Source organism: Streptomyces sp. AC558_RSS880 (assembly GCF_019049255.1).
In the GTDB taxonomy this organism is placed as follows: domain Bacteria; phylum Actinomycetota; class Actinomycetes; order Streptomycetales; family Streptomycetaceae; genus Streptomyces.
In genome coordinates this window covers 19273-34074 of record NZ_JAGMUJ010000022.1, presented here as the reverse complement: position 1 = coordinate 34074, position 14802 = coordinate 19273, and the positions used below count along the sequence as shown (strand labels likewise).

The 14802-nt window shown below is 71.6% G+C and carries 15 protein-coding genes; 9 read left to right on the top strand and 6 right to left on the bottom strand.

The window, feature by feature from the left end; all coding sequences use genetic code 11:
• Positions 1-4 precede the first annotated feature (4 nt).
• Complete coding sequence (locus KUM38_RS08430) at positions 5-1288, top strand: MFS transporter (RefSeq protein WP_217128663.1); 1284 nt, start codon at positions 5-7, stop codon at positions 1286-1288.
• Between the two features lie 46 nt (positions 1289-1334).
• Here KUM38_RS08430 and KUM38_RS08425 read toward each other — a convergent pair whose 3' ends face one another.
• The 3 genes from KUM38_RS08425 to phoU form a co-directional block, all read right to left on the bottom strand.
• Entirely contained in the window at positions 1335-1583 is a 249-nt protein-coding gene (locus KUM38_RS08425) for an SCO4226 family nickel-binding protein (protein WP_217128662.1), read from the bottom strand.
• A gap of 206 nt (positions 1584-1789) precedes the next feature.
• Complete coding sequence (locus tag KUM38_RS08420; protein ID WP_217128661.1) at positions 1790-1945, bottom strand: hypothetical protein; 156 nt, start codon at positions 1943-1945, stop codon at positions 1790-1792.
• 130 nt (positions 1946-2075) lie between these two features.
• Positions 2076-2777, bottom strand: a complete 702-nt coding sequence (gene phoU, locus KUM38_RS08415) for a phosphate signaling complex protein PhoU (RefSeq protein WP_217128660.1) — start codon at positions 2775-2777, stop codon at positions 2076-2078.
• A gap of 201 nt (positions 2778-2978) precedes the next feature.
• On the opposite strand from phoU, the gene KUM38_RS08410 reads away from it, so the two are divergent.
• A complete protein-coding gene (locus KUM38_RS08410) occupies positions 2979-4271 on the top strand; it encodes a cell wall metabolism sensor histidine kinase WalK (protein WP_217128659.1) in 1293 nt (430 codons plus the stop codon).
• Positions 4268-4948, top strand: coding sequence for a response regulator transcription factor (locus tag KUM38_RS08405; protein WP_030829297.1), 681 nt, complete (start codon positions 4268-4270; stop codon positions 4946-4948). The genes KUM38_RS08410 and KUM38_RS08405 overlap by 4 nt, the downstream gene beginning before the upstream one ends.
• Positions 4949-5203: 255 nt before the next feature.
• Here KUM38_RS08405 and KUM38_RS08400 read toward each other — a convergent pair whose 3' ends face one another.
• On the bottom strand, positions 5204-5920 hold the full coding sequence (locus KUM38_RS08400) for a copper chaperone PCu(A)C (RefSeq protein WP_217128658.1): 717 nt from the start codon (positions 5918-5920) through the stop codon (positions 5204-5206).
• A 651-nt stretch (positions 5921-6571) separates the two neighbouring features.
• Between KUM38_RS08400 and KUM38_RS08395 the strand changes: the two genes are divergently transcribed.
• The 6 genes from KUM38_RS08395 to KUM38_RS08370 all read left to right on the top strand — a co-directional run bounded on the left by KUM38_RS08395 (position 6572) and on the right by KUM38_RS08370 (position 13130).
• Positions 6572-7054, top strand: a complete 483-nt coding sequence (locus tag KUM38_RS08395) for a CarD family transcriptional regulator (RefSeq protein ID WP_003953493.1) — start codon at positions 6572-6574, stop codon at positions 7052-7054.
• Between the two features lie 354 nt (positions 7055-7408).
• Entirely contained in the window at positions 7409-8185 is a 777-nt protein-coding gene (gene ispD / locus KUM38_RS08390; protein ID WP_217128657.1) for a 2-C-methyl-D-erythritol 4-phosphate cytidylyltransferase, read from the top strand.
• A complete protein-coding gene (ispF, locus tag KUM38_RS08385) occupies positions 8175-8672 on the top strand; it encodes a 2-C-methyl-D-erythritol 2,4-cyclodiphosphate synthase (RefSeq protein ID WP_217128656.1) in 498 nt (165 codons plus the stop codon). Before ispD ends, ispF begins: the two co-directional genes overlap by 11 nt.
• A gap of 151 nt (positions 8673-8823) precedes the next feature.
• On the top strand, positions 8824-10224 hold the full coding sequence (cysS, locus tag KUM38_RS08380) for a cysteine--tRNA ligase (protein WP_217128655.1): 1401 nt from the start codon (positions 8824-8826) through the stop codon (positions 10222-10224).
• A gap of 157 nt (positions 10225-10381) precedes the next feature.
• A complete protein-coding gene (rlmB, locus tag KUM38_RS08375; protein WP_217128654.1) occupies positions 10382-11326 on the top strand; it encodes a 23S rRNA (guanosine(2251)-2'-O)-methyltransferase RlmB in 945 nt (314 codons plus the stop codon).
• A gap of 118 nt (positions 11327-11444) precedes the next feature.
• Positions 11445-13130 (top strand): DoxX family protein, encoded by a 1686-nt coding sequence (locus tag KUM38_RS08370; RefSeq protein ID WP_217128653.1) that lies wholly within the window; start codon positions 11445-11447, stop codon positions 13128-13130.
• 90 nt (positions 13131-13220) lie between these two features.
• Here KUM38_RS08370 and KUM38_RS08365 read toward each other — a convergent pair whose 3' ends face one another.
• Both KUM38_RS08365 and KUM38_RS08360 read right to left on the bottom strand, forming a co-directional pair.
• A complete protein-coding gene (locus KUM38_RS08365; protein WP_217128652.1) occupies positions 13221-13952 on the bottom strand; it encodes a nucleotidyltransferase family protein in 732 nt (243 codons plus the stop codon).
• A gap of 212 nt (positions 13953-14164) precedes the next feature.
• Entirely contained in the window at positions 14165-14608 is a 444-nt protein-coding gene (locus tag KUM38_RS08360; protein ID WP_217128651.1) for a hypothetical protein, read from the bottom strand.
• Positions 14609-14802 lie beyond the last annotated feature (194 nt).

The window sequence follows — 14802 nt, the reverse complement described above, 5'->3', positions numbered from 1 at the left end:
TCCCATGTCAGTCGCCGGACTGAGACGTGCCGCGCGTGAGTCCGTCTCGGGGCTTCCCCGTGAGTTCTGGTGGCTGTGGACCAGCACCCTCGTCAACCGGCTCGGTGGGTTCGTCGCCACCTTCATGGCGCTCTATCTGACGCTCGACCGGGGGTACTCCGCCTCCTACGCCGGGCTCGTCGCCGCGCTGCACGGGCTCGGCGGGGTGATCTCGTCCCTGGGTGCCGGGGTGATGACCGACCGGCTGGGGCGGCGGCCCACGCTGCTCGTGGCGCAGGTCTCCACGGCCGTGTCCGTGGCGGCTCTGGGGTTCGTGCGCGATCCGGTCGGCATCGCCGCCGTCGCCTTCCTCGTGGGCATGGCCTCCAACGCCTCCCGGCCGGCCGTGCAGGCGATGATGGCCGACATCGTGCGGCCGGAGGACCGTATCCGGGCCTTCTCGCTCAACTACTGGGCCATCAACCTCGGCTTCGCGATCTCCTCCGCGGCGGCCGGGTTCATCGCCGAGTACAGCTACCTCGCCGGGTTCCTGATCGAGGGGGGCATGACGCTGGTCTGCGCCGTACTCGTCTTCGTGAAGCTGCCCGAGTCCCGGCCGGGTGGCAAGGACGCCCCGGACGCCTCCGCGGGGAGCGGGGCCGTCTCGCTCGGGACCGTGCTGCGCGACGGGCGCTTCATGAGCGTCGTCGGGCTGTCCTTCCTCATCGCCCTCGTCTTCCAGCAGGGGTACCTGGGGCTGCCGGTCGCCATGGGGGAGGCCGGGTTCACGCCCGCGGACTACGGCATGGCCATCGCCGTCAACGGCGTGCTGATCGTCGTCCTGCAGATTCCCGTCACCCGGTTCATCGAGCACCGGGACCCCGGGCGGCTGCTGGTGATCTCCTCGCTGCTCGCCGGATACGGCTTCGGGCTCACCGCCTTCGCCGGGTCGGTCGGCGTCTTCGTCCTCACCGTGTGCGTGTGGACGCTGGCCGAGATCGTCAACGCGCCGACCCAGACCGGGCTCGTCGTCCGCCTCTCCCCGGCGCACGGGCGTGGGCGCTACCAGGGCATGTACACCATGTCCTGGGCGGTCGCCTCCCTCGTCGCCCCGTTGATGTCCGGTTTCGTGATCGACCACTGGGGCGCCGAGTGGCTGTGGGGGATGTGCGCCGTCGTCGGGACGGTGGCCGGCCTCGGGTACGGGCTGCTGATGCGGCGGCTTCCGGAAGAGGAGCTTCCGGCGGAGGGGCTTCCGGAGAAGGAAGCGGTCGTGGTGGAGAAGGCCCCGGAGGTCAGTGCCTCCTGAGAGGCGCCGGCCCCCGCGGGCATGCGAACCTCCGCGAACCTCCCGGTCAGACCGACAGCGTCACCGCGTGGATCTCGTCCGCCTTGTGACCGGTGCGTTCGTGGACGCGCTGGACCGCATCGGCGGAAGGGGCCTCGGAGAGGCAGTAGATCGTGCCGGACTCCGGGTCCGCCCACGCCTGCCGGAAGTGGACACCCTCTTCCTGCTGTATCGCGAGGTCGGCCGCGTGGGCCTGCTGCAGCTTCTCCTCCGTGAGGCCCTCCACGCCGTGGTGGACGTCCATGAACTGGGTCATGACCCGCACCTCCTTCCGACTTCCGGGTCGCGAGTTATGAGTTGCGAGTGCGAGTGCGAGTGCGAGTGCGAGTGCGAGTGCGAGTCGCGAGGCTGTCACCCATCTCCCATCCTGCGCGCCACCGCACCCACCGGCACGCCGAGGACCCCGGCACCCGTCGCGGGTGCCGGGGTCCTCGGTCGGTGGCGGGCCGGGTGCGTACGGCGTCAGCCGCACTGGCAGGGGCTGCCCGACTGACAGCCGCAACCGCAGCCCGAGCCGCAGCCGCAGGCGGCGATCAGCGTGAGGTTCCTGATCTCGGCGGGCTGCTCGGTCTCGCGCTCCCGCGCGGGGTCGGGTGTCGTGCTGGGGGAATCGGCCATGGGTCCCTCCTCGGGGCTGGCACCTGTGCACACCTGCCCCCATTGCACGCCCGCTCCGCCGGGCGCATCAACGGCGCATCGAGGCTCGTACGCCCTCCGGCCGGGCCCCGTCGCGCGGGTACGCCCCCGATCAGGCCTCTTCCGCCCCCTTGACCGCCTGGATCTCCGGCTGCAGGTCCGCCTGGATCTCGTCCGCGTGCTCGCCGGTGACCAGGTACACCACCCGCTTGGCGACCGAGACCGCGTGGTCGGCGAAGCGCTCGTAGTAGCGGCCCAGCAGCGTGACGTCGACGGCCGTCTCGATGCCGTGCTTCCAGCGGTCGTCGATCAGGTGCTGGAAGAGGGTGCGGTGCAGCAGGTCCATCGCGTCGTCGTCCTGCTCCAGCTGGAGCGCCAGGTCGACGTCCTTGGTGATGATCACCTCGGCCGCCTTCGCCATCAGGCGCTGCGCGAGCTGGCCCATCTCCAGGATGGTGGCGTGCAGGTCCTGCGGGACCGCGCGCTCCGGGTAGCGCAGCCGGGCCAGCTTCGCCACGTGCTGGGCCAGGTCGCCCGAGCGCTCCAGGTCGGCCGACATCCGCAGCGAGGTGACGACTATGCGCAGGTCGGTCGCCACCGGCTGCTGGCGGGCCAGCAGGGCGATGGCCCGGGCCTCCAGGTCGTGCTGGAGCTCGTCGACCTTCTGGTCGGCCTCGATCACGCTCTCCGCCAGCTTCAGATCGGCGTCGAGGATGGCCGTCGTGGCGCGTCCGATCGCCGACCCGACCAGCCGGGCCATCTCCACCAGACCGTCGCCGATCGAATCCAGTTCCTCGTGGTACGCGTCCCGCATCAGGGTTCCTCTCGTGCGTCTCTGTCCGGGCTTCAGGGGCCTGGTCTCCTCCCCACGCTCCCACGTTCAGGCCCGTACGCGTCCGATTCCGTCACCCCAAATGAACCATCCCTGGCTCCAAGGTGAACTCTGGGCGACGAGTGTTCGAGCTCGGCCGCCGACGGCTGTGGGTACCGGCCGCGCCATGCCTAACCTGGGAGCATGGACGTGAACGCGGCGGTCGCCGCAGTGGCAGCGATCGCCGGAGTGCTCACCGGCGTCATCGCCATGCTGGCGTTCCGCTTCAGTGAGCGCGAGCAGCGGCGCCCCACGCGCACCTCGCTGCACACGGACCCGGTGCTTCCGCCGGGGGTGGACACCGTCCTGTCCGTGCTGCGCTCGTCCGCCGTCGTCCTCGACGAGGCCGACGGCGTGGTCAAGGCCAGCTCCGCCGCGTACGCCCTCGGACTGGTGCGCGGAGGCAAGCTCGCCGTGGAGCCCATGCTGCAGATGGCCCGCGACACCCGGCGCGACGGCGAGATACGCCAGGTCGAGCTGGACCTGCCCCGCCGGGGGACCGGACGCGGCGAGGCCCTCGCGGTGTCCGCGCGGGTCGCGCCGCTCGGCTCCCGGCTCGTCCTGCTGCTCGTCGAGGACCTCACCGAGGCCCGTCGCATCGAGGCGGTGCGACGCGACTTCGTCGCCAACGTCAGCCACGAGCTGAAGACCCCCGTCGGGGCGCTCTCGCTGCTCTCCGAGGCCGTGATGGACGCCTCCGACGACCCCGAGGCGGTGGAACGGTTCGCCGGGCGGATGCAGATCGAGGCGACCCGGCTGACCAACCTGGTGCAGGAGCTCATCGACCTCTCCCGGGTGCAGAACGACGACCCGCTGGAGGACGCCGAACCCATCCGCGTCGACGAGCTGGTCGCCGAGGCGATCGACCGCTGCCGGCACCAGGCGGGCACCAAGGAGATCACCATGGCCGCGGGCGGCACCGCCGACCTGCACGTGTGGGGCAACCGCGGCCAGCTCGCCGCCGCGCTCGGCAACCTCGTCGAGAACGCGGTCAACTACTCACCCGCCCGCACCCGCGTGGGCATCGCGGCCCGTACGGTCGCCCAGCCCGGCGGGGACCTGATCGAGATAGCGGTGACCGACCAGGGCATCGGCATCTCCGACAAGGACAAGGAGCGCATCTTCGAGCGCTTCTACCGCGTCGACCCGGCCCGCTCCCGTGCCACCGGCGGTACGGGGCTCGGCCTCGCGATCGTGAAACACGTGGCCGCCTCGCACGGCGGGGAGGTCACGGTGTGGAGCGCCGAGGGTCAGGGCTCCACCTTCACCCTGCGGTTGCCGGAGGCCGGTGCGGCCCGCGCCCGCGCCCATCAGATGTCCCACCGGGACGACACCGACGACCTCGACGGCGAGGCCGGACGGCCGTCCCACCCATCCCCCCACTCTTCCGATCCATCCGCGTACGAAACGCTTCCCTCCCCGGAGGTCCTTCCGTGACCCGAGTGCTCGTCGTCGAGGACGAGGAGTCCTTCTCCGACGCCCTGTCGTACATGCTCCGCAAGGAGGGCTTCGAGGTCGCCGTCGCGACCACCGGGCCCGACGGACTCGACGAGTTCGAGCGCAACGGCGCCGACCTCGTTCTGCTCGACCTGATGCTGCCCGGGCTGCCGGGCACCGAAGTGTGCCGCCAGCTGCGCGGCCGTTCCAACGTCCCGGTCATCATGGTGACCGCCAAGGACAGCGAGATCGACAAGGTTGTCGGCCTGGAAATAGGGGCCGACGACTACGTCACCAAGCCGTTCTCCTCGCGGGAGCTGGTGGCGCGCATCCGCGCGGTGCTGCGCCGGCGCGGTGAGCCGGAGGAGGTCGCTCCGGCGGCCCTGGAGGCCGGGCCGGTGCGGATGGACGTCGACCGGCACGTGGTAACCGTGGGCGGCACCAAGGTCGACCTGCCGCTGAAGGAGTTCGACCTGCTGGAGATGCTGCTGCGGAACGCGGGGCGGGTGCTGACGCGGATGCAGCTCATCGACCGGGTGTGGGGTGCCGACTACGTCGGCGACACCAAGACGCTCGACGTGCACGTCAAGCGGCTGCGGGCGAAGATCGAGCCGGATCCGGGGGCGCCGCGGTACCTGGTGACGGTGCGGGGGCTGGGGTACAAGTTCGAGCCGTAAGCCTGCGGTGCCGGTGCCGGTGCCAGGGCTGGGCGGGGGTGGTTGCGCAGCCCGGCGTTTGCGGGGTGCCGCCGCGCCCACCCGTGCCGCCCTGGGGGCACCTCCCAGGCCCTTCAGGCACTGGGGGAGGCACGACTGCCCGCAGTTACACGTGGCACGACTGTCCGCGGTGACACGTGGCATGACTGTCCGCGGTGACGCACTGAAGGGCGGGGCCCCTGTTCGGGGTCCCGCCCTTCAGTGTTGTGCGAGTGATCAGTGGCCGGCCTGCGCGCTTGCGGAGGCCGCGTCGGTCGCGGTGCCCGACGGGGCGTCGGTCTCCGTCGACTCGCCGTTCTCGGTGTTCTCGGTGTTCTCCGGGGCGCCGGTGGCCTCGTCCGTGGTGTCGTCGGCCGGTTCGCCGGAGGACTCCGCCGAGGGGTCCGTCGACGGTTCCGTCGAGGCGCCCGGCGCGGCCGCGGCCTCGGTCGGGCCCCATTCCTCGAAGAAGTGCTCGGCCGGGAAGACGAGCGCGCGCAGGCTCACGTCACCGGTCTTGCTGAAGGTGAAGGTGATCTTCTGGGCGTTGCCGTCCCGGACGGCCTCACGGCTGCTGGGCAGGACGGCGGCCGCGTTGCCCTCGCCGCCGAGGACCAGCGAGCCGCCGGCCGGGACGGTGAGGCTGCCGCCCTCGGCGGGGGTCAGCTCGGCGGTCTTGCCGGTGCCGGGGACGGTGACCGACTCCAGCGTCTGGTCGGTGCGGCCCTCGTTGAACAGCGTGGCGGAGACGACCGCCGGGCCCGTCGACTCCAGGTCGGGCTGGGTGATGACCGTGGCGTTCTGGACCTTGATGTCACCGACGGTCGCCGACGCGTTGTCCGGCTGGATCTCCAGGGTCTGGGCGTTGTGGCCGGCCGCGCACGCGGAGAGCGAGGCGATCGAGAACGCGATGGCGGCGGCGGCGAGAGCGCCGCGTCGAAGGCTGCTGCTCACGGCGGCGGCAACTCCTTGACTCGAGCGTTTGGCGACCGGATGAAGCCGCCCTAAGTGTCTGTCAGCGGCCTCAGGTTACCGAGCCGTTCCCGCGCGGCCGCACCCGACCCTCCCGAGACGTCCCGCGTCGGCCCGGGAAGGAGTGTCCGGAACCCCCGTCACCGCCTCATCGGCGGTCGGGAACGGGCGTACTCCGTGCCTTGAGGCGCAAGTGACTCACCGGTCACTTGGGTCACTTTCACGTCGTACTCCCGTGCCATTCCCATAGTGATCGCGCATTTCTTGCGAAGGAATGAGCGGAGGGCTCCGAAATTGATCACCGGTCGCTCATCCTCGCACCGTGTGATCAATTCCGGATTCGACCGGAACCCGGCTCCGCGCACCGAACGGAGTAGCGGAAGTCGAGCACTTGGAACCGGACATATGGGGACGTTCAGCCGCTCGTGCGGGGCTCCGGATGCGTGTAACGTACGCGTTTCGCTTGCGCCGAAGAGCCGCTCCGACCTGCGAATACCTGCTTCCGCTAGGCGTCCGCAGCACGTTCCTGTCGCTGTTGTCAAGCCCCGAGAATGGCCCTGACCTGCGAAAACGCCATTCAGAAGACGCCGTATCCGTGTTACCCTGGATAGCCACGGAAGGGGTACCTGTCACATGACGTTCAAGGTTGGCGACACCGTGGTCTATCCCCATCACGGGGCCGCGCTGATCGAGGCTATCGAAACTCGCCAGATCAAAGGCGTGGACAAGACCTACTTGGTGCTGAAGGTCGCCCAGGGTGACCTGACGGTACGTGTGCCAGCGGACAATGCGGAGTTCGTCGGCGTACGTGATGTGGTCGGTCAGGACGGGCTGGACCGGGTCTTCGAGGTGCTGCGCGCTCCGTACGCCGAGGAGCCCACGAACTGGTCCCGTCGTTACAAGGCAAATCTGGAGAAGCTCGCCTCGGGCGATGTCATCAAGGTCGCGGAAGTCGTGCGTGACCTGTGGCGTCGTGAGCGCGAGCGCGGACTCTCCGCCGGTGAGAAGCGCATGCTCGCCAAGGCGCGCCAGATTCTGGTCAGCGAGCTCGCCCTCGCGGAGAACACCAACGAGGACAAGGCCGAGGCCCTGCTCGACGAGGTGCTCGCCTCCTGAGATTCCCTGAGTCGCAGCTCGCACTCGCAGTCGGTTCCCGGTCGCAGCGAGCAGCACACTCTCAGCACTCAGCACATCGAAATGCCGCGGTGCCCGATGACGTCATGGACGTCGCCGGGCGCTGCGGCATGTCCGCCCCCGGACGCTTGCCTGCGTTGCGCTTGCGCCGCACCGGGGAATGTGTCATGACTCACGTCCCCACCCCTGGCGTGCCGGGCCCGGGCGGTCGGCTCGACCAGAATCACGGAAGGGGCTGGTCAAGGCGGAACGCCCGGCACTCCCCCCGCTCCGGGAGCAGGGGGTACGCCCAGGCCATACCCACCTGGGCCGAGCACACAAACCTGACAGGAACCGATGTCTGACGATCCGCTCCCCCCGCCGTCGCCGACCCCCGCACCCGGCCGTGCGACCGCCCGTACGGCGGCCGTGATCCCGGCCGCCGGCCGTGGTGTACGCCTCGGCCCGGGCGCCCCCAAGGCCCTGCGCGCGCTGGGCGGCACGCCCATGCTCGTCCACGCCGTCCGCGCGATGGCCGACTCCCGCGCCGTCTCCCTGGTGATCGTCGTGGCCCCGCCCGACGGCGCCCCCGAGGTCAAGTCGCTGCTCGACGCGCACGCGCTGCCCGACCGCACCGACTTCCTCGTGGTCCCCGGCGGCGAGAGCCGCCAGGAGTCCGTGAAACGCGGTCTGGACGCGCTGCCGCCCGGCTACGACATCGTCCTGGTGCACGACGCGGCCCGCCCGCTCGTCCCCGTGGACACCGTCGACGCCGTCATCGAGGCCGTACGCGACGGAGCGCCGGCCGTCGTGCCCGCGCTGCCGCTCGCCGACACCGTCAAGCAGGTCGAGCCCGCCGCCGTCCCGGGCGAACCGGAACCCGTGGTCGCCACCCCGGACCGGTCGCTGCTGCGGGCCGTGCAGACCCCGCAGGGCTTCGACCGGGACACCCTCGTGCGCGCGCACGAGACGGTGAAGGACGACGTCACCGACGACGCGAGCATGGTCGAACAGCTCGGCCTCACCGTCGTCACCGTCCCCGGGCACGAGGAGGCCTTCAAGGTCACCCGCCCCCTCGACATGGTCCTCGCCGAGGCGGTCCTGGCCCGCAGGAGGCTCAACGATGGCTTCTGAACATCCGTACCCCCTGCCGCAGGTCGGCATCGGCACCGACATCCACGCCTTCGAGGACGGCCGCGAACTGTGGTGCGCCGGCCTGAAGTGGGAGGGCGAGGGCCCCGGCCTGGCCGGCCACTCCGACGCGGACGTCGTCGCCCACGCCGCCTGCAACGCCCTCTTCTCCGCCGCCGGCCTCGGCGACCTGGGGCAGCACTTCGGCACCGGCCGCCCCGAGTGGTCCGGCGCGTCCGGCGTGACCCTGCTGACGGAGGCCGCGCGCATCGTCCGGGAGGCCGGCTTCCGCATCGGCAACATCGCCGTACAGGTGGTCGGCCCCCGCCCGAAGATCGGCAAGCGCAGGGCGGAGGCGCAGAAGCTCCTCTCGGAAGCGGCCGGGGCCCCGGTCTCGGTCTCCGGCGCCACCACCGACGGGCTGGGGTTCCCGGGAAGGGACGAGGGCCTCATGGCGGTGGCGACGGCGCTCGTCGTACCCGAGGGATGACGGGCCCCACCCAGCAGGGGCGCGGGGCTGTGCCGCGATGTGCGGCTCCGCCGCGCGGGCGCGACAGGCCCCCACCGGGCCCGTACGTGACATACGCCCTCGAAACCGCCGGAGGCGCACCGCACCTTCCCGCGCCTACTACCCTGGTGTCGTGACCATTCGCCTGTACGACACCAGCGCCCGGCAGATCCGTGACTTCACCCCGCTCCAGCCGGGTTGCGTCTCGATCTACCTGTGTGGTGCCACCGTGCAGGCGGCACCCCACATCGGGCACATCCGCTCGGGCCTGAACTTCGACATCATGCGCCGCTGGTTCGAGTACCGCGGCCTGGAGGTGACGTTCGTCCGCAACGTCACCGACATCGACGACAAGATCATCACCAAGTCCGCCGAGCAGGGCCGCCCCTGGTGGTCCATCGGCTACGACAACGAGCGCGCCTTCACCGACGGCTACCGGGCCCTCGGCTGCCTGCCGCCGACCTACGAACCGCGCGCCACCGGCCACATCACCGAGATGGTCGAGATGATGCGCGGCCTCATCGAGCGCGGGCACGCCTACGAGGCCGACGGCAACGTGTACTTCGCCGTCGCCTCGTTCCCCGAGTACCTGAAGCTGTCCAACCAGGAGCTCGACAACCTGCTCCAGCCGTCCGGCGAGGGCGAGACCGGCAAGCGGGACCCGCGCGACTTCGCGATGTGGAAGGCGGCCAAGCCCGGCGAGCCGAGCTGGGAGACCCCGTGGGGCCGCGGGCGCCCCGGCTGGCACCTGGAGTGCTCGGCGATGGCGCACAAGTACCTCGGCAGCGCCTTCGACATCCACGGCGGCGGCCTCGACCTGATCTTCCCGCACCACGAGAACGAGATCGCCCAGGCCAAGGCCTACGGCGACGAGTTCGCCCGGTACTGGGTGCACAACGCCTGGGTCACCATGAGCGGCGAGAAGATGTCGAAGTCGCTCGGCAACAGCGTCCTGGTCTCCGAGATGGTCAAGCGCTGGCGGCCCATCGTGCTGCGCTACTACCTCGGCACCCCGCACTACCGGTCGATGATCGAGTACAGCGAGGAGGCCCTGCGCGAGGCCGAGTCCGCGTTCGCGCGGATCGAGGGCTTCGTGCAGCGCGTGGTGGAGAAGGCCGGGGGCGTCGTCGAGCCCGCCGCCGAGGTGCCGCCCGCGTTCGCCGAGGCGATGGACGACGACCTGGGCGTCCCGCAGGCGCTCGCCGTCGTGCACACCACCGTCCGGCAGGGCAACAGCGCACTGGCCGCCGACGACAAGGAGGAGGCGGTCGCCCGGCTCGCCGAGGTCCGCGCCATGCTCGGCGTGCTCGGCCTCGACCCGCTCGACCCGCACTGGGCCGGCGAGACCGACCGCGGCGAGGACCTGCACGGCGTGGTCGACACCCTGGTCCGCATGGTCCTCGACCAGCGCGAGGCCGCCCGCGCCCGCAAGGACTGGCCCACCGCGGACGCCATCCGCGACCAGCTCAACCAGTCCGGCCTGGTGATCGAGGACAGCCCGCAGGGGCCGCGCTGGAGCCTCGGCCCGCGCTGAGGAGCCGGGCCCCGACCGTCCCTGACCTCGGCATCCGAAGATCGACTGTGCCGTCCGGGCCTCCGGGCGGCACACTTCATAGGCACACGTCACAGACGTACGCACAAGGTACGCACACAAGCAGCACCACCCACGACCTCACGGAGACGGATAGCTCATGGCCGCGAACAACCGCCGCATGTCCGGCAAGAAGGGCGCGCAGGTCGGCAGTGGCGGCCAGCGGCGCCGGGGCCTGGAAGGCAAGGGGCCCACGCCGCCCGCCGAGATGCGCAAGGGGCACGCCAAGCAGCGCGCCGCCCAGGCGAAGTCGCGCCGCGCCCAGGGGCGCACCACCCCGCAGCGGCGCGGCGGGGGCCGCTCGACCTCCGAACTCGTCGTCGGCCGCAACCCGGTCGTCGAGGCGCTGCGCGAGGGCGTGCCCGCCTCCACGCTGTACGTCCAGCAGTTCATCGACAACGACGAGCGGGTGCGCGAGGCGCTCCAGCTCGCGGCCGAGCGCGGCGGCATCAACCTCATGGAGGCGCCGCGTCCCGAGCTCGACCGCATGACCAACGGCCTGAACCACCAGGGCCTGGTGCTCCAGGTCCCGCCGTACGAGTACGCGCACCCCGAGGACCTCGTCGCGAACGCCCACGACGAGGGTGAGGACCCGCTGATCGTCGCCCTCGACGGGGTCACCGACCCGCGCAACCTCGGCGCGGTCGTCCGGTCCGTCTCCGCGTTCGGCGGCCACGGCGTCGTCGTGCCCGAGCGGCGCGCCGCCGGCATGACCGCCGGTGCCTGGAAGACGTCCGCCGGTACGGCCGCCCGTACGCCCGTCGCCCGCGCCACCAACCTGACGCGCGCCCTGGAGGCGTACAAGAAGGCCGGCATCGCGGTCGTCGGCCTGGCCGCCGACGGGGAGGCCGAGCTCGGCGACCTCGACGCGCTGGACGGACCGGTCGTCATCGTCGTGGGCAGCGAGGGCAAGGGGCTCTCCCGGCTGGTCGGCGAGACCTGCGACTTCCGGGTACGGATCCCGATGCCGGGCGGCGCGGAGTCGCTCAACGCCGGTGTCGCGGCGGGCATCGTGCTGTACGAGGCGGCACGCCGACGCGGCTGAACGGACGTTCGACGGGGTCACCCGTGCGGGGTGTTCCGGGTGGTCCGGGCAGGCTTGACGCGGTCCGGACACTTCCGACGGGTCAAGACAGTGTCCTAACGCCGTGTCACTCGGTTAGATGCGTGTGGACACCAGAACACCCCGCACACCCACGGGGGACCGTTCGTCGGGACTCGACGACGCTCCCGCGCTGAGCATGGTGAAGGTGCCGAGCGATCCGGCCCAGGTCATCGTCAATCACGCCAGCTTCCGCGTGCAGCTGGGCGCCTCGGCGCGGCGTGCCCCCTTGCCGCGGATCGCACGGCACGCGAGTGCCGTCGAGGAGACCGCCCGCATCCCCGTCGTCACCACCGTGGGCACGCCGGGCCAGGCACCCGCCCGCCGCCGGCCCGTCGTCTGGAGCGGCCGGTCCGCTCCCGACGACACCGGCGCCCACCGGCTGCTCCAGGCCGTACGGCACGAAGGCGTCCACCACGCCGACGAGCCGTTCGTCGACACCGGGGGCACCCAGGTCATCCCGCGCACCGGCACCGGGTACGACTACGCCGACGACCCGGCCACCCAGCCCATCGAAACCCCGTTCGTCGGCGCCCAGCGCCGCCCGGCCGACGGGCCCCTGCTGCCCCCGATGCGCACGGTCGGCAGCGCCTACGACGAACCCGCGTACGACGAGCCCGTCTACGGCGAGTCCGTCTACGACGAACCCGTCTACGACGAACCCGCCTACGGTGAGCCCGCGTACGGCGACGAGTCCGAGGACACCGGCCGACGCGCCAGGCGGCACGGCGACGACGCGGCCCGGCACGCCTACTACCCCGGGCGCCGGATGAACCTCGGCGTCGTCCTGCTCCCGCTGCGCGTCTTCCTCGGCGGCATCTCCGTCTACGCCGGGATGAGCAAGCTGTGCGACCCCCTCTACTTCGAGGGCGGCAAGCGCGGCTCCATGGTCAAGTGGCTGCACACCCTGCACCCCTGGGAAGTCGCCGAGCCGCTGCGCCAGTTCGCCCTCGAGCACCCCATCGGCTCCGGCCTCGCCATCGCCTTCGCACAGATCGTCGTCGGCGTCCTGACCGCCCTCGGCTGCTGGCAGCGCCTGGCCGCCGTCGCCGGGGCGACCCTCTCGGCGGCCCTGCTGGTCACCGTCAGCTGGAAGAGCGTCCCCGCCTACGAGACGCCCGACATCATCTACCTCGCCGCCTGGTCGCCGCTGATCATCGCGGGCGCCCCCGTCTACTCCGTCGACGGCCGCCTCGCGGGCGGGGCCTGGCGCCGGCTCGGTCCCCGCGCCGACATCTGGGACCTGCGCCGGTACGTGCTGCGCCGGGGCGCCCTGATCACCTTCGTGGTCTGCGGGTTCAGCATGCTCGTCGGCTCACTGCTCGGCGGTGCCGTGCGGGACGCCGACCGCGTGGTCGTCCCCGGGCCCGGCGAGGCCCCGCGCAACGAACTCCCCGGCTCCCCGCTGCCGGAGGAGCCCGACGAGCACCAGAAGGAGAAGCGAACCCCGTCCGCCTCCACCTCGCCCACCCAGGACGCCACTTCGGACGCGGCGAGCCCGTCCGCCGGCACCACGACCCCCGGCGCGACCCAGGGCGTCGGCGCGGCCACCGGCGAGCCCAGCCAGACCCAGGGCAGCGCCGGTCAGGCCCCGCCCCAGCAGTCCTCCCCGGAGGGCCAGGCACCGAGCACCAGCTCCGGCCCGACCTCGGGCGGTGCCGGAGCCTCCGGCGGAAGCGGCACACCGAGCGGCGGCAGCGGCGGCTCCTCCGGGAAACCCGGGCTCGTGGGCGGCCTCCTGGGATAGGAGCGGCCACCCGCGTACGGCAGTGGGGTCCCGCACGTCGTCCGTGCGGGACCCCTTCGCCGTGGGACGGCGCCTATGAACGGAGAGAATTCAGCGGCCCTGGGACGCCAGCTCCCTGGCCGCCTCCGTCAGGTCCTTCGCGGTGTCGATCGCGCGCCAGTAGGAGCCCTGGGGGATCGGGAAACCGGCCAGGCGGCGCTCACGCGCCAGATGCGGGAACGTGGTGCGCTCGTGGTCGCCGCGCTCCGGGAGCAGACCGGCGAACTCGGGGGAGAAGACGTACACGCCCGCGTTGATCTCGAAGGTCGACGGCGGGGCCTCGATGAAGTCGGTGATGTGCCCGAAGCCGTCCGTGCGCACCGCGCCCCACGGGATGCGGGGGCGGGCCAGGGCGAGGGTCGCGACGGCGTCCCGCTCGGTGTGGAAGTCGGCCATGTCGCGCAGAGAGAAACGGGTCCAGATGTCGCCGTTGGTGGCGTACCAGGGCCGGTCCGGGTGCGGGAGGCGGGCGGCGGCGTACTTCAGACCGCCGCCGCGGCCGAGGGGTTCCGTCTCGACGACGGTGGTGACGGAGAGGGGCAGGTCGGCGGTGTCCAGCCACTTCTGCAGGACCTCGGCGAGGTGGCCGCAGGAGACCACCACGTCCGTCACGCCCTCCTCGGCGAGCCAGGAGAGCTGGTGGCCGATGATCGGGGTTCCCGTGCCGGGGATCTCGACCATCGGCTTGGGGCGGTCGTCGGTGTACGGACGAAGCCGGGATCCCTGGCCTCCGGCCAGGACTACGGCCTGTACGGGGCGGGCGACGGCACGCGGATCGGTCATGCCCGCACTTTACGCGGCGCTTGCGAGGCGTCCGGCGTCGGTGTGGGCCGGGGGTGGGGCGCGCGGTCCGGCGCTTGCGCGGGGTGCCTCCCCCAGAGGGGGTACCCCCAGCCCACCCGTGCCTTAAAGGCCTGGGGGTACCTCCCAGGCCTTTAAGGCACGGGGGGAGGCACGACTGCCCGCGGGAACGGCGAGAGCGGCGGCAGCGGGGGTCAGTGGGTGGCTGTGGTGACGCCTGAGGCGAAGGAGGTGTCGCAGACCGGGCGGGCGTAGGACTGGGCCTTGGTGGGGCCGTAGACGCGGACCGCCGCCTTGCCGAGGGCGCGGGCGATGGACGCGCAGTGCTTCGCCAGCGACGGGCGGTCGTTCACGGCCTGCTGGAGGTGGGTGAGCGCCACGCCCGGGTCCTCCTCCTGCAGTTCGATCAGCAGCCTGTCCCGCAGCACGTGCTGCGGCGCCCGGGCGTCGGCACGGGAGGACGCGTCGGAGGCGGCCGTGAGCACGGGACTCGAGGAGGTCCCCGACCAGTTGACCCGAGCGACCGCGAGAGTCCCGGAGAACACCAGGACGACGGGCAGGACGAAGGCGAGGGAACGGCCGATCCGGCGGGCGGGGCCCCGGCCGCGACGCGTCTGACGGTTAGTGGAGTGCTTCACGCGAGCGAGGGTAGCGTCCGGTAGCGACAAGAAAACATTCCGTCACCGTTACGGGGGACACGGAACCTGAGACTCCGAGTTGCGTGTTGACGTACACGGATCGAAATGACCGGTATGCCGGGGTATTTGTCGACAACGCGAAGGGCCCCGCGGCGATCCGCGGGGCCCTTCGGCGAAACGGCGTCGGACGGACG